The organism is Caballeronia humi (assembly GCF_001544475.1).
In the GTDB taxonomy this organism is placed as follows: Bacteria; Pseudomonadota; Gammaproteobacteria; order Burkholderiales; family Burkholderiaceae; genus Caballeronia; species Caballeronia humi.
Genome location: NZ_FCNW02000026.1, coordinates 65,629 through 79,527 on the forward strand (window position 1 = coordinate 65,629; position 13,899 = coordinate 79,527).

Here is a 13,899-nt window from a genome sequence, read left to right on the forward strand (position 1 = left end):
CCCGCCCATGAATCCGAACCGCAAACTCGTCATTCTCGATCGCGACGGCGTGATCAACGTCGATTCCGACGCGTTCATCAAGTCGCCCGACGAATGGGTCGCGATTGCCGGCAGCCTCGACGCCATCGCGCGCCTGAACCAGGCCGGCTGGCACGTAGCGATCGCGTCGAACCAGTCGGGCATCGGGCGCGGTCTCTTCGACATGGCCGCGCTCAACGCAATGCATCAGAAGATGAATCGCGCGGCGGCGGCGGTGGGCGGACGGATCGACGCGGTGTTTTTCTGCCCGCACACCGCCGAGGATCAATGCGATTGCAGGAAGCCGAAGCCCGGCATGCTGCAGCAGATCATCGACCGTTTCGAGATCGATCCGGAAGACACACCAGTGGTCGGCGACTCGCTGCGCGACCTGCAAGCGGGCGCGACGCTCGGGTTTCCGGTGCATCTGGTGCTGACCGGCAAGGGACAGAAAACGCTCGCGGCCGGCAACCTGCCGGAGGGTACGAAGGTACACAAGGACCTGCGCACATTCGTGCTCGACTTCCTCGCCCAGCAACACGATTGACGCGCTCATTCGGCGCACCAAAACAAGCTCAAGCAAAACAATGCGCTTCATCCGTTCGCTGTTGCTGCTGGTCTACTTCGTCGTGTACACGGTGCCGTACGCGATCGCGTGCTTCATCGCGTTTCCGTTCCTGCGCGCCGATCGGCGCTACTGGATGGCCGCCGGCTGGTGCAAGTCGACGATCGTGGTGCTGCGCTACCTGAACGGCATCCGCTATACGATCATGGGCTTCGAGAATCTGCCCGACGGTCCCGCCGTGCTGCTCTCGAAGCATCAGTCCGCGTGGGAGACGATCGCCTTTCCCGCACTGATGCCGCGTCCGCTCTGCTACGTGTTCAAGCGCGAGCTGCTCTTCGTGCCGTTCTTCGGCTGGGCGCTGGGTTTGCTGAAAATGGTGCACATCGACCGCAAGCAGGGCAAGGACGCGTTCGCGTCGGTGGCGCGACAAGGCCGTGCGCGCATGGACGAAGGCGCGTGGGTCATCATGTTTCCCGAAGGCACGCGCACGCGCGTCGGCAGCCAGGGCAAGTACAAGACGGGCGGCGCGCGCTTCGCGGTCGCGACGGGCGCGCCGGTCGTGCCGATCGCGCACAACGCCGGGCACGTCTGGCCGCGCCATTCGTTTCTCAAATATGCGGGTATAGTCACGGTGTCGATCGGCAAGCCGATCGACACCGCGGGTCTCACGCCGGAAGAGGTCAATTTGCGCGTGGAGGCCTGGATCGAGGCGGAAATGCGTCGTATCGATCCGGCTGCCTACAGTTCGTCGGATGCAGGTTCGAGCGAGGCCGAGCGCGTGCCCGCCGGCCGCTGAATCGACCGCATCGACGCCGAGCCGCGCATTGCCTTTTTCGTTCTTCTCGTCATTCCTGCGCCGCGAGCGCAAAGCTGAGCCGATGCAGAAGCCCCCATCGCGGCAGCGTCCCGCTGTCGCGCTCGACAACCTGCAACTCGATCTCCCGTTCGCCGATGCACCGGCGAGCGCCGCGCCCGCGTCGCCGATCCCCGCCACGCCCGCCCCGCTGCGTGGCGACATCGCGCCCGCCGAACCCGCCGCGCCTCCCACCTTCGCTCCCGATGGCACGCGCATGCGCCGGCTCGTGCTCGGTCAGCGCACGCTCGATTACCGGTTGAAGCGTTCGTCGCGCCGCACGATCGGCTTCACGATCGACGGCACGGGTCTCGCGATTACCGCGCCGCGCTGGGTCACGCTTGCCGACATCGAAAGCGCGATCGTCGACAAGCAGAAGTGGATTTTCAAGAAGCTTGCGGAGTGGCAGACGCGCGTCGAGCAGCGCGCGTTGCCGCGCATCGACTGGAAGGACGGCGCGCAGTTTCCGTATCTCGGCAAGACGATCCGCGTGTCGCTCGGATCGGCGAAAAGCGCGCTTCACTTCGATGTCGAGAGCGGCGTGCTATCGCTCGCGCTGCCCGCGCTGGCCGATCCGCAGCAGATCAAGGACCGCGTGCAGGGCTGGCTGCAGACCGAAGCGAAGCGCATTTTCGGCGATCGGTTGATCGTCTATGCGCAGAAGCTGGGCGTCGAGTTTCGGGCATACGCGCTGTCGTCGGCGGCGACGCGCTGGGGCAGTTGTTCCAGCGACGGTAAGATTCGTCTCAACTGGCGGCTGATCCACTTCCCCGTTTCGATCATCGATTACGTCGTCGCGCACGAGCTGGCGCATCTGCGCGAGATGAATCACAGCCCGCGATTCTGGGAAACCGTCGAATCGATCTTTCCCGAGTTCCGCGAAGCGCGGCATACGCTCAAGCACCATCCGCCGGAACTGTTGCCCGCACTCTGAGCACGCTCTGCAAACGCGCGCGACGGGCGGTACAATTTTTTACCCGGCCTCGGCGCATTTTGCAATAAAGCTTTCGCTCCGGCGCGGGCGGCCAGAAACCAACGACAGGACCCCCACCATGCGACTTCTCCACACGATGCTGCGCGTCGGCGACTTGCAGCGCTCGATCGATTTCTACACGCGCATCCTCGGCATGAAAGTGCTGCGCCAGAGCGAAAACACCGAATACAAATACACGCTGGCGTTCGTCGGATACGGCGAAGAGAGCGAAACCAGCGTGCTCGAACTGACCTACAACTGGGGCGTCGACAAATACGAGATGGGCACGGCTTACGGCCACATCGCGCTCGAAGTCGATAACGCCGCGGGCGCCTGCGACCGCATCCGCGAGGCGGGTGGCAAGGTGACGCGCGAAGCCGGTCCGGTGAAAGGCGGCACGACGGTGATCGCGTTCGTCGAGGATCCGGACGGCTACAAGGTCGAACTCATCGAAAGGCATTCCTGAGCGGTTTATCGCTTGGGGGAAAGGCGCGACCCTACGCGCAACCCCGCCTTTCGCGCGCGCCGGTGATTGGTGGCAAAATCGACGCTCCAAAACAGTGCACGCGCCGATGCGTTCCCCAAGCCGATGAGTTCCCCCGCCCTTTCCCTGCGTCGCGCGCCCGACGCGACGGCCGTCATCGTAATGGTCGCCTTGTGCGCCGCGTGGGGCTTCCAGCAGGTGGCGATCAAGGAAGCGAACGCATCGTTCCCGCCGATGCTGCAAGCCGGCGTTCGCTCGGCGATCGCGACGGTCCTCGTCTGGTTCTGGACGCGCTCGCGCGGCACCTCGCTCTTCCAGCGCGACGACACGCTCGGCGCCGGCTTGCTCGCGGGCGTGCTGTTCGGCGGCGAATTCGTCTGCATCTTTTTCGGTTTGACGCTCACGACGGCCACGCGCATGGCCGTGTTCATCTACACCGCGCCGTGCTTCACGGCGCTCGGCCTGCACTGGTTCGTCGCGGGAGAAAAGATGCGCCGCGTGCAGTGGCTCGGCATTGCCGTGGCATTCTGCGGCATCGCGCTCGCGTTCGCGGACGGCTTCCTGCACGGCAATGCGAACGCAACATCGACGCTGCACGGCATCGCGGGCGATGCGCTCGGCGTGCTCGGCGGACTGTTGTGGGCCGCGACGACGGTTGTCGTGCGCGCGACATCGCTCGCGCATGCAAGCGCGAGCAAGACGCTCTTCTATCAGTTGGCGGTATCGGCGGTACTGTTGCTGGCACTTGCGTTCGGGCTCGGCCAGACGCATGTGGGCGCGGTGACGCCGATCGCGCTTGCGAGCCTCGCGTATCAGGCGATCGTCGTCGCGTTCATCAGCTATTTGACGTGGTTCTGGCTGCTGACGCGCTACATGGCGTCGCGGCTCTCGGTGTTTTCGTTCCTGACGCCGATCTTCGGTGTCACCTTCGGCGTCGTGCTTCTGGGTGAGCACTTCACGCTGCGCTTCATGATCGCCGCGGCGATGGTGCTGACGGGCATCGCGCTCGTCAACAAACCCGCGCGCCTCACCGCGTAATTCAGGCTCGCGCGGCGGTCACGACCTGCGCGAGCGTCACATATTCCGCGACGGGCACTTCCTCTGCGCGCCGCGCGAGATCGAAGCCGAGCGTATCGAAATCCACCTTGTCGCGATACGCCGCCAGCGTGTTGCGCATCATCTTGCGACGCTGCGAAAACGCGGCCTGCACGACCTCACCGAGCACGCGCTCATCGACGGGCAGCAGCTCATGCGGCGCGAACGGAATCATCCGCACGATCGCGGAATTCACCTTCGGCGGCGGCTGGAACGACTCGGGCGGCACGTCGATCATCTTGTCCATCACGTACCGGTATTGGAGCATCACGCTCAGGCGCCCGAAATCCTTCGTGCCCGGCTCGGCGATCATCCGGTCGACGACTTCATCTTGCAGCATGAAATGCTGATCGATGACCTTCGACGCGAACGCCGTCAGATGAAACAGCAGCGGACTCGAAATGTTGTACGGCAGATTCCCGACGATGCGCAGCGACGGTTTGTCGCCTTCCAGCGCGAGCGAGCCGAAATCGAAGCCGAGGGCATCGCCGGAATGGAGCACGAGCAGGTCGGCGAAGCGCTTTTCGAGCCGCGCGATCAGGTCGCGATCCAGCTCGACGGCATGCAGCGGCGACTCCGGCGTCGCGAGCCGCTCAATCAGGGGCGCGGTGAGCGCGGCGAGTCCCGGCCCGATCTCGACCATGCGCTCGCCGCGTTTCGGCGCGATCGTATCGACGATCGAATCGATCACGCCCTGATCGACGAGGAAGTTTTGCCCGAAGCGCTTGCGCGCGAAATGGCCCTGGTGCTTGGTCGACATCGAAAGAACCGCTTTGAGACTGCGTGAATAAGGTGAATCAGCCCGCGCGCCGATGGCTCGCCATCGAAACGGCGGTATCGATGGCCGCGATCATGCTGCCGGCGTCAGCACAGCCGGTGCCCGCGAGATCGAGCGCGGTGCCGTGATCGACCGACGTGCGGATGATCGGCAAGCCGAGCGTCACGTTGATGCCCTCGCCGAACGTCGCGAATTTCAGGACCGGCAGGCCCTGGTCGTGGAACATCGCGAGGACGCAATCGGCGTCTTTCAGGTAGCGCGGCTGGAAGAGCGTGTCGGCGGGATATGGGCCGGGTGCATCGATGCCCATCGCGCGAGCGCGTTCGAGCGCGGGCCCGATCACCTCGATTTCCTCGCGCCCGAGATAGCCGTTTTCGCCCGCGTGCGGATTCAGGCCGGTCACGAGAATGCGCGGCGCGGCGAGGCCGAAATGCGCGCGCAGATCGTGATCGATGATCCGCAGCGTCTCGACGATCCCGTCGACGCTCAGCGCCGCCGACACGTCCTTGAGCGGCAGATGCGTCGTGGCGAGCGCGACGCGCAGCGGGCGTTCGCCCGTGCCGGCGAGCATCATCACGACGCGCGGCGTATGCGTGCGTTCAGCAAGATATTCGGTGTGGCCGGTGAAGGGAACGCCGGCATCGTTGATCGTGCTCTTTTGCAGCGGCGCGGTGACGATGGCGTCGAAACGGCCGTCCAGAGCGCCGTCTATGGCGGCATCGAGCAGACCGAGCACGTAGCGCCCATTGGCGGCGTCGAGTTTGCCCGCCTGCGACGGCACAGCCAGGGCGAGATGCTCGATGACGACTCGTTCGTTCGCCAGATTCGCCGCCGATCCCGCACGCGCCTGCAACAACCCGCGGTCGCCGAGCACGGTGAAGCGCGCCGTTGGCCAGCGCGTGGCCGCCTGCCCGAGTGCCGCCGCCGCCAACTCGGGACCGACTCCGGCGGGCTCGCCGGTGGTGATCGCGATGGAGAGCGGCGCGGAGTCGGCGGCGTGCATGTTACTGGTCCTGCAGGGCCGCGATGCCCTTGTACTGGACGTACGCGGTGTCGCGCAGTTCGCGCAGCCAGTCGGAATACGCCTGTTCCGCCTTGCGCTGGCCGATCGCCTGACGCGCGATGTCGAGCTGCTGCGCCGCCGATCCTTCCGCTTCACGACGTCCGAGCACCTGGATCAAGTGGTAGCCGTACTCGCTGCGCACCGGATCGCTGACGTCGCCGTCCTTCAGGTTGTTCATCGCGCGCTCGAATTCGGGCACCGTCTCGCCCGGGCTGATCCAGCCGAGATCGCCGCCCTGCGACGCCGAGCCGTCCTGCGAATACGTGCGCGCGAAGTTGGCGAAGTCGCCGCCGCCCTGCACGTCGCGCTTGATGTCGACGAGTTTCTGGCGCGCCGCCGATTCCGACATTCCGTCCGACACGCGCAGCAGAATGTGACGCACGTGCGTCTGCACGAGCTTCGGCGCGTCGGCGGCGGTGCCTTGCCCCGTGCGTCGTTCGACGAGCTTGATGACTTCGAAGCCGCCGTCGGTGCGGATCAGTTGCGGGACGACCTGGCCCGGACGCAGCGTCGCTACCGCCGTCACGATGCCTGCCGGCAGCGAGCCTTGCGTGCGGAATCCCAGATCGCCGCCTTTCGGGGCGTCGGTGTCCTGCGAGTTCTGCTTGGCGAGCTTCGCGAAATCTTCGCCGCCTTGCGCTTCCTTCAGCACGCCTTCGGCCTTCGCCTGGACTGCGGCGAGATCGGCCTGGGACGCGTTCGCGGGCACCTTGAACATGATGTGTTGCAGGCGCAGGTCGTTCGAATTCCGCGCGTTCGGGCCGCGCTGGCTCGCGACGTAGTTCGCGACTTCCGCGTCCGACACCGTCACCTTGCTGTCCACTTCCTTCTCGCGCAGCTTCGAGAGCGTGAGTTCCGTGCGGGCATCGCGCGTGAAGGTCGCCCAGGGCACGCCTTGCGCCTCGATGCGCGAGCGGTAGACGTCGAGCGTCATCTGGTTCTGCTGCGCGAGGCGCTCGAGCGTGCGCTTGACGGCGGCGTCATCGACGTTGATGTTGTCTTCCTTCGCCTTCTGCAACTGGATGCGCTCGATCACCATCTGGTCGAGCACCTGGCGCTGCAATTGCGGGGCGGGCGGCAGCGGCGCGTTCTGCTGCTGCAACCGGCGCGTGATGAGACCCGTGCGGTCGAGGAGTTCGCGTTGCGTGATCACGTCGTTGTTGACGATCGCGACGACCGAATCGGCGAGTTGCACATTGCCCTTCGACAAGGCCTGCGCACCGGCCGGCGAACTCAGAAAAAGTGCCGCGGCGAGCGCGCCCGCTGCAAGCGTTGTCGATCGAAACATGTTCATGTCTGCCACAAATACTCCATCAAATACGGGTCTTGCCCGCTAGTGTGCTGCCTGTCTCGCGGTGGATTTTTGCCCGCTATGACTCGTTCGTTCGACGACGTTTCGATCCTTTTCGATTCGCCGCGTCACTCGTAATTCGTGAAACGCCCGAGCGGCGGCGCCGAGCCGGGCGGCGTCTGGTAGCCCTGCACGCTCGAACGGAACGCGCTCACGAGACCATTGTCGACGTTCGACAAGCCCTTGAACGTCAGTTGCGCGAGCACCCGCGTGCCCGACGACGACTGGCCCGTACTGTTCACGCCGTTCGCGTAGCGCTGCATGCCGACGCCGAACTGCCAGCAGTCGGCATCGTACTGGAAGCCGACGAGACCGTCGACGAGCCGATGGCCCGCCATATCGTAATTGACGCGCCCGACGCCGTAGAGGCGCTGCGTGATCGGCCACTGGGCGGAGAGCAGGATCTGGTTGATCGGCTCGTTCACCAGCGTGGTTTCGTTCTTGCGCGTGTAGCGATAACCGACGTTGATGACCTTGCGATCGGCCGGGCTGAACGCGAAGCCGACGCTCGCGCGCACGAGCTGATCGTTGTCGACATTATATTGGAACGCTGTTTCCGAGGCGAAACCCGCGCCCAGCTTGATCGCGGCGCCCGCGATCAGGTCCGAGTGCTTCGCCTGGTCGAGCGATTGCACGTTCGTAATCGTCGTGCGCTGGCTCTGGAAATAATACTGCTGCGCGATCACGAAACGCGCGCGTTCGTCGCCCGTCGCCGGGTTGATGAAGCGTGTCGTGAGGCCGGCCGTCAGGCGGTTCGCGTCGGCGATGCGGTCGTTGCCGACGAACGTGTTCGGCGTATAGATTTCCGCGAGGCCGAAGTCGGCTTCGGCGGTATCGAAGATCGGCGCGAAACTCTGGTCGCGAAACGGCGTGTAGACGTAATAGAGCCGCGGCTCCAGCGTCTGGATGTAGTCCTGGCCGAACAGGCGCACCGAGCGGTCGAACACGAGGCCGGTGTCGAACGAGATCGTCGGGATCGATTCGGTGAAGTTCTTCGGCTGGTTCGGCGGTGCGTAGCCCACCGATCCCGGCGCCAGCCCGGTCGAGATTTGCGACAGATCGTACGACGCGAAGTGCCACTGGATCTTGGGCACCGCGAAGTAGCCCGGCGCGTTGATACCGTAGCTCAGGTACGGATTGAAGACGAAGCGCTGGCCTTCGGTCGCGTTGTCCTGCGTGATCGTGAAGCGCGTGTAGTCCGTTTCGGCGCCGAAGTCGAAGCCGCCGACGTTGTACTTGTTGTACTGCACGTTCAACTGCGGTTCGCGCGCGTACGGCGGCACGGACGGCTGCAGCGTCTGCCAGCGCTGCTCGCGCGCGAGCACCGACCACGGACCGTTGTTGTACGTCAGCCCGGCTTCCTGCTGATATAGCAACTGCGTGCCGTTCAGGAACTGGTTCGACGCGTTGGCGAGGTCTTCCGGATATTGATCGTCGGAGACCTTGTTGTAGTTGATGTACCCGCCGAAGCCGCCGCCGAAGTTCTGCTGGTGCTGCAGGTAGATCGCATAGCGGTCGGTATGCGTCTGACGGTCGTTCGGCAGGAACTCGCCGGTGATCGTGCCCGAATACGTCGGCGACAGGTATCGATACGTGCCCGCCATCTGCACGCCGCGCCGGGTCATCAGGCGCGGAGTCACGGTCAGGTCGCGGTTCGGCGCGATGTTGAAGTAGTACGGGACCGTTGCTTCAAAACCGGTAGTCGAGCTGAGCGCGAAGGTCGGCGGCAGGAGGCCGCTGCGGCGCTCGCTCGTCAGCGGAAACGAAAGCCACGGGCTCGCCACGACCGGCACGCCCTGGAAGAACAGCACGCCGTTATGCGCGATGCCTTCCTGCGAACCCGTATCGAAATCAAACGACGAGCCCTTGATGTACCACGCCGGATCGGTTTCGCATTCGCACGCGGTGTACGTGCCGTGATCGACGCGCGCCTGCTCGTTGCCCATCAATTCGGCGCGTTCCGCGCTGCCCGATCCGCCCGACAAATTGAAGCGGTACTTCGGGTTCGTCATGTAGCCTTCGTTCGCTTCCACCTTCAGGTGTGCTTCCGGGCCGACGAACGTATTGCCGTTGCTGATGATCCTGACATTGCCGTAAGCATCGGCCATGTCGGTGTCCTGGTCGTAATGCAGCGCATCCGACTTGATCACCGACACGTTTCTGCGCACTTCCGCCGATCCCTTGGCGGCCATGTCCTCGTCGGTGGTGCCGGTGGCTGTATCGCCGAGGAGGAACGTGGCCGGCTGGTCGCCCGCGCGCAGCGGCCGCTCTTCGAGCTGCGGCGCGAGACGCAGATTGCCGGGGCCGTCGATCGGTTGCGGCTCGGCTGCTGCGCCCGCGAGCTGAGCGTGCGCGAGCGCGGGCATGAGACCCGGCGCAGCAAGCAGTGCCGCGACGAGCCGCCGCTTGCGTGGCAGTGCATGACGCTTGGTAATCGATTGGGGAAACTGTCGTGGCGGCATGTATGGGTGGCGGTTCGATCCCGTTATGCGTCCGCGAGCGATGAATGCCGTGAAAACTCGCACCGGCGCACCCGAGTACCGCGCACGCGCGCCGCGCGGTCGTATCCGGCGATCCGGCTGGATGACACTCGATCGATGGGTGAAGCCGCGGTGCTCGGGCCTTGGCGCCGGGCGAAAACGGATCGCTTAAAAAAGTCGTGGGGTATTATATGGCAAGAAGTTTTGCCCCTCGAATTTATGACGCATATTCCCACCGACACACGCCTTACACAGCTTTACGCCTGGCTCGAATCGTTCGCCGAACGCTATCGGCTGGATGTCGCGAGCCTCGCGCCCGCATCGACCGATGCGAGTTTCCGGCGATATTTCCGCGTGACGAGCGGTGGCGAGGACGGCAAGACGCTGATTGCCGTCGATGCCCCGCCGCCTGAAAAATGCCGCGAGTTCGTGCAGGTCGCGGACCTGCTGGCCGAAGCGGGCGTGCACGTACCGCGCATTCTGGAAACCGATTTCGACGCCGGCTTCATGCTCGTGACCGATCTCGGCACGACGTCCTATCTCTCCGTCCTCGATGAAAAAAATGCCCGGCCGCTGATGCGCGCCGCGCTCGACGCGCTGATCCGCTTTCAGCTCGCGTCGCGTGAAGGCGTGCTGCCGCCGTTCGACGAAGCATTCCTGCGCCGCGAGATGGAACTGATGCCGGAGTGGTTCGTCGGGCGGCATCTCGGGCACGCGCTGACCGAAACCGAACGCAAGGTTCTCGACGATACCTTCGCCGTGCTCGTGCAAAGCGCGCTCGCGCAGCCGCAAACCTTCATGCTGCGCGACTTCATGCCGCGCAATCTGATGGTGTGCGAGCCGAATCCCGGCGTGCTCGACTTCCAGGACGCGGTCTACGGCCCGATCGCGTACGACGTGGCCTCGCTCCTGCGCGACGCTTTCATCAGTTGGGACGAGGAGTTCCAGCTCGACTGCATCGCGTACTACTGGGAGCGCGCGAAAAAGGCCGGACTGCCCGTCGATCCGGATTTCGGCGAGTTCTACCGGCAAGTCGAATGGATCGGCCTGCAGCGCCACATCAAGGTGCTCGGGCTGTTCTGCCGCATCTATCACCGCGACGGCAAGCCGCAATATCTCGCCGATTTGCCGCGTTTCATCGGTTATGCGCGCAAGGTGGCAGAGCGCTATCGGCCGCTGCGTCCATTCGCGCGCCTGCTCGATACGCTCGAAGGCCGCGCTGTCGATGTCGGCTACACGTTCTAAGCGCACCGCATGACGTCTCCCCTCAAGAAGGCGATGATCTTCGCCGCCGGGCGCGGCGAGCGCATGCGTCCGCTCACCGATACGTGTCCGAAACCGCTGCTCGAAGCCGGTGGAAAACCGCTGATCGTGTGGCAGATCGAGCGGTTGGCGGAAGCTGGCGTCGAAGTGATCGTGATCAATCATGCGTGGCTCGGCGCGCAGATCGAGGCGGCACTCGGCGACGGATCGCGCTGGGGCGTCGAGTTGCGCTATTCGGCGGAAACCGACGCGTTGGAAACGGCCGGCGGGATCGCGCAGGCGCTGCCGCTGATCGAGGATCGCGGCGAGCCGGAAGTGTTCGCAGCCGTCAGCGGCGACGTGTTCTGCGAGTTCGATTACGGCTCGCTCGCCACGCACGCCGCCCGTCTTGCCAACGCCGATGCACCCGGCATGCATCTCGTCATGGTCCCGAACCCGCGTTTTCACGCCGACGGCGACTTCGCGCTCAACGACGGCAGGCTTTCGCTCGATGGCACGCCGCGCTACACGTTCGGCAACATCGGCATTTATGACACGCGCATGTTCCGCGATCTCGCACCCGGCACGCGGCGCGCGCTCACGCCCTACTACCGCGAAACGATCGCAGCGGGACGCGCAAGCGGCGAGCTTTACGAGGGACGCTGGGAGAACGTCGGCACGCCGGCACAGCTCGCAGCACTCGATCTGGCGCTTCGGGAAGGCTGAGCCGCAAAACGTCCGCGGGCCGGTTTAAGCCGGCTCCGATGTTAAAATCCGTGGTTCTCCCGTCCCGAAGCCCGCGGCTGCCACCATGTCCGATACCCGTCCCGATACCCTCTTCGCGCTCACCGCGCTCTCGCCGCTCGACGGCCGTTACTCCGCCAAGACCGAAGCGCTGCGCGAATGGCTCTCCGAAGCCGCCTTCATGAAGCATCGCGTGACGGTCGAAATTCACTGGCTGATCGCGCTGTCGCGTGCCGGTTTCGCCGAGGTGCCGCGTTTCTCTGATGCGTCCGAGCAATTCCTGCTGCAACTCGTCGAGCGCTTCACCGCGCACGACGCTGCGCGCATCAAGGATATCGAGCGCGTGACGAATCACGATGTCAAGGCCGTCGAATACTGGCTGAAGGAATCGGTGAAGGGCCAGCCGGAACTGGAGCGCGCGAGCGAATTCATCCATTTCGCGTGCACGTCGGAGGACATCAACAACACGTCGCACGGGCTGATGCTCGCGGGCGCCCGCGAACACGTGATCCTGCCCGCGCTGCGCTCGGTGCACGAACGCCTCGTCAAGCTCGCGCACGAGCACGCCGCCCAGCCGATGCTCTCGCGCACACACGGCCAGCCCGCCAGCCCGACGACGCTCGGCAAGGAGATCGCGAACGTCGCGGCGCGCTTGTCGCGCGCGATCGAGCGCATCGCGGAAGTGCCGCTGCTCGGCAAGATGAACGGCGCGGTCGGCAACTACAACGCGCATTTGTCGGCTTATCCGGAATTCGACTGGGAAGCGTTTTCGAAGGAAGTCGTCGAGGAGCGGCTGAAACTCACCTTCAATCCGTACACGATCCAAATCGAGCCGCACGACTACATGGCTGAACTCTTCGATGCCGTCTCGCGCGCCAACACGATCCTGCTCGACCTCGACCGCGACGTCTGGGGTTACATCTCGGTCGGCTATTTCAAGCAGAAGACGAAAGCCGGCGAAATCGGCTCGTCGACGATGCCGCACAAGGTCAACCCGATCGACTTCGAGAATTCAGAGGGCAATCTCGGGCTCGCGAACGCGACGCTGCGCCATCTCGCCGACAAGCTACCGATTTCCCGCTGGCAGCGCGATCTCACCGATTCGACCGTGCTGCGCAATATCGGCGTGGCGTTCGGGTATTCGCTGCTGTCGTACGATTCGTTGATTCGCGGGCTGGACAAGCTCGAAGTGAACGCGGCGCGGCTGAACGAAGACCTCGACAACACGTGGGAAGTGCTCGCGGAGCCGGTGCAGACGGTGATGCGTCGGTACGGCATCGAGAATCCATATGAGCAATTGAAGGAACTGACGCGCGGGAAAGGCATCACGCGCGAAGGGTTGCAGGCGTTCATCAACGGGCTCGCGATTCCCGATGACGCGAAAAAGCTGCTGCTGGAAATGACGCCGGCGTCGTACGTGGGCAAGGCGGTGGAACTGGCGAAGCGGATCAAGTAGGAACGTGAAGTAAAAGGCATCGGCATCTGCGCCGATGCCGCATTTCCCCGGTACGCGCGCTCGTATCGTGAGTACGCAAATCTCAATGCCTTTTCGCATTTAACCGACGTGACTTTAGTTGTAGGGTCACCAAAGTCACATGCGTCATTTGGGGCCGCCATTGATAGCGCCCGTCGGCATCTCATCAGTTCTGCCTGAACGCGGAACGTCACAAGCCTCAACTGAATACCGAAATCGCGGGACTGCTTGACGCAGGCCTGCGTGGATCTTGGCTAGGAAATCGCCATTCCTAGTCGATATCCGCTCGCGACGCCGTTTTATGCACGTCCGGGCCGAACCTCCGTTGCAGGTTCTATTAGTCGGAACGTTCGCAACGCCGACGCCCTATTCCCCGTATCACGACGCGGACAACCTGCCATTTGACAGGGATGGTTCCCGCACTTCTGCTGCGCCACCTTGCTCGCCGCGCGACGCCATCAACCAACACGACGCCGTTCGCATCGCTACCGCGTTAAATACAGGCTCGCGTTCGGCGTCTGGTTCTGATTCGACTTCGCCGGCTTGTCTCTGGCATATCAGCTTCCTGACGACCGGCTTCTCGCTTCGTCGACATCCTCTGCCTCGCATTGCCATGCGGCCGAAACGCCTTCTCGCGCTGGAACAACTGTATCCGTCGGAGAACGGGCCGCCTCCGCTGTTTCATCAGGCGAAATAGCTTCTTTAATCTATTTTAAGATTTTCTGAGACTAATCCTATCTAAAACTTTATCTCAAAAGATTATCTTCTTATCCGTCAGC

At 63.9% G+C, this 13,899-nt stretch carries 12 protein-coding genes; 8 read left to right on the top strand and 4 right to left on the bottom strand.

Annotation, left to right across the window (positions count from 1 at the left end; genetic code table 11):
- Positions 1 to 7 precede the first annotated feature (7 nt).
- From gmhB to AWB65_RS21630, 5 genes are all read left to right on the top strand, one after another.
- Positions 8 to 565: a D-glycero-beta-D-manno-heptose 1,7-bisphosphate 7-phosphatase gene (gmhB, locus tag AWB65_RS21610; RefSeq protein WP_087669082.1), complete on the top strand. Its 558-nt coding sequence runs from the start codon at positions 8 to 10 to the stop codon at positions 563 to 565.
- Between the two features lie 40 nt (positions 566 to 605).
- The gene (locus AWB65_RS21615; RefSeq protein WP_087669083.1) at positions 606 to 1,379 is read left to right on the top strand and encodes a lysophospholipid acyltransferase family protein; all 774 of its coding nucleotides are present in this window, start codon (positions 606 to 608) and stop codon (positions 1,377 to 1,379) included.
- Positions 1,380 to 1,461: 82 nt separating this feature from the next.
- The gene (locus AWB65_RS21620; RefSeq protein ID WP_087669104.1) at positions 1,462 to 2,370 is read left to right on the top strand and encodes a M48 family metallopeptidase; all 909 of its coding nucleotides are present in this window, start codon (positions 1,462 to 1,464) and stop codon (positions 2,368 to 2,370) included.
- A gap of 118 nt (positions 2,371 to 2,488) precedes the next feature.
- Positions 2,489 to 2,875 carry a lactoylglutathione lyase gene (gloA, locus tag AWB65_RS21625; protein WP_125474164.1) on the top strand — a complete coding sequence of 129 codons (387 nt, stop codon included), beginning with the start codon at positions 2,489 to 2,491 and terminating at the stop codon, positions 2,873 to 2,875.
- Between the two features lie 123 nt (positions 2,876 to 2,998).
- Positions 2,999 to 3,931 (top strand): DMT family transporter, encoded by a 933-nt coding sequence (locus tag AWB65_RS21630; RefSeq protein ID WP_087669085.1) that lies wholly within the window; start codon positions 2,999 to 3,001, stop codon positions 3,929 to 3,931.
- Between the two features lies 1 nt (position 3,932).
- Here the strand turns inward: AWB65_RS21630 and rsmA are convergent, their stop codons facing one another.
- The 4 genes from rsmA to AWB65_RS21650 form a co-directional block, all read right to left on the bottom strand.
- Positions 3,933 to 4,748 carry a 16S rRNA (adenine(1518)-N(6)/adenine(1519)-N(6))-dimethyltransferase RsmA gene (rsmA, locus tag AWB65_RS21635; protein ID WP_087669086.1) on the bottom strand — a complete coding sequence of 272 codons (816 nt, stop codon included), beginning with the start codon at positions 4,746 to 4,748 and terminating at the stop codon, positions 3,933 to 3,935.
- 37 nt (positions 4,749 to 4,785) lie between these two features.
- Positions 4,786 to 5,769 (bottom strand): 4-hydroxythreonine-4-phosphate dehydrogenase PdxA, encoded by a 984-nt coding sequence (pdxA, locus tag AWB65_RS21640; protein WP_087669087.1) that lies wholly within the window; start codon positions 5,767 to 5,769, stop codon positions 4,786 to 4,788.
- 1 nt (position 5,770) lies between these two features.
- The gene (locus tag AWB65_RS21645; protein ID WP_087669105.1) at positions 5,771 to 7,117 is read right to left on the bottom strand and encodes a peptidylprolyl isomerase; all 1,347 of its coding nucleotides are present in this window, start codon (positions 7,115 to 7,117) and stop codon (positions 5,771 to 5,773) included.
- 131 nt (positions 7,118 to 7,248) lie between these two features.
- Complete coding sequence (locus tag AWB65_RS21650; protein WP_087669088.1) at positions 7,249 to 9,642, bottom strand: LPS-assembly protein LptD; 2,394 nt, start codon at positions 9,640 to 9,642, stop codon at positions 7,249 to 7,251.
- Positions 9,643 to 9,879: 237 nt separating this feature from the next.
- On the opposite strand from AWB65_RS21650, the gene AWB65_RS21655 reads away from it, so the two are divergent.
- The 3 genes from AWB65_RS21655 to purB all read left to right on the top strand — a co-directional run bounded on the left by AWB65_RS21655 (position 9,880) and on the right by purB (position 13,102).
- Complete coding sequence (locus AWB65_RS21655) at positions 9,880 to 10,905, top strand: aminoglycoside phosphotransferase family protein (protein WP_087669089.1); 1,026 nt, start codon at positions 9,880 to 9,882, stop codon at positions 10,903 to 10,905.
- Between the two features lie 9 nt (positions 10,906 to 10,914).
- Positions 10,915 to 11,628, top strand: a complete 714-nt coding sequence (gene murU, locus AWB65_RS21660; protein ID WP_087669090.1) for an N-acetylmuramate alpha-1-phosphate uridylyltransferase MurU — start codon at positions 10,915 to 10,917, stop codon at positions 11,626 to 11,628.
- Positions 11,629 to 11,713: 85 nt separating this feature from the next.
- The gene (purB, locus tag AWB65_RS21665) at positions 11,714 to 13,102 is read left to right on the top strand and encodes an adenylosuccinate lyase (RefSeq protein WP_087669091.1); all 1,389 of its coding nucleotides are present in this window, start codon (positions 11,714 to 11,716) and stop codon (positions 13,100 to 13,102) included.
- Positions 13,103 to 13,899: the final 797 nt, after the last annotated feature.

Coding starts and splice junctions, on each gene's coding strand:
- murU (WP_087669090.1), top strand. CDS start 10,915: ATGACGTCTCCCCTCAAGAAGGCGATGATCTTCGCCGCCGGGCGCGGC.
- AWB65_RS21615 (WP_087669083.1), top strand. CDS start 606: ATGCGCTTCATCCGTTCGCTGTTGCTGCTGGTCTACTTCGTCGTGTAC.
- purB (WP_087669091.1), top strand. CDS start 11,714: ATGTCCGATACCCGTCCCGATACCCTCTTCGCGCTCACCGCGCTCTCG.
- pdxA (WP_087669087.1), bottom strand. CDS start 5,769: ATGCACGCCGCCGACTCCGCGCCGCTCTCCATCGCGATCACCACCGGC.
- AWB65_RS21650 (WP_087669088.1), bottom strand. CDS start 9,642: ATGCCGCCACGACAGTTTCCCCAATCGATTACCAAGCGTCATGCACTG.
- AWB65_RS21620 (WP_087669104.1), top strand. CDS start 1,462: ATGCAGAAGCCCCCATCGCGGCAGCGTCCCGCTGTCGCGCTCGACAAC.
- AWB65_RS21630 (WP_087669085.1), top strand. CDS start 2,999: ATGAGTTCCCCCGCCCTTTCCCTGCGTCGCGCGCCCGACGCGACGGCC.
- AWB65_RS21645 (WP_087669105.1), bottom strand. CDS start 7,117: ATGTTTCGATCGACAACGCTTGCAGCGGGCGCGCTCGCCGCGGCACTT.
- gloA (WP_125474164.1), top strand. CDS start 2,489: ATGCGACTTCTCCACACGATGCTGCGCGTCGGCGACTTGCAGCGCTCG.
- gmhB (WP_087669082.1), top strand. CDS start 8: ATGAATCCGAACCGCAAACTCGTCATTCTCGATCGCGACGGCGTGATC.
- AWB65_RS21655 (WP_087669089.1), top strand. CDS start 9,880: ATGACGCATATTCCCACCGACACACGCCTTACACAGCTTTACGCCTGG.
- rsmA (WP_087669086.1), bottom strand. CDS start 4,748: ATGTCGACCAAGCACCAGGGCCATTTCGCGCGCAAGCGCTTCGGGCAA.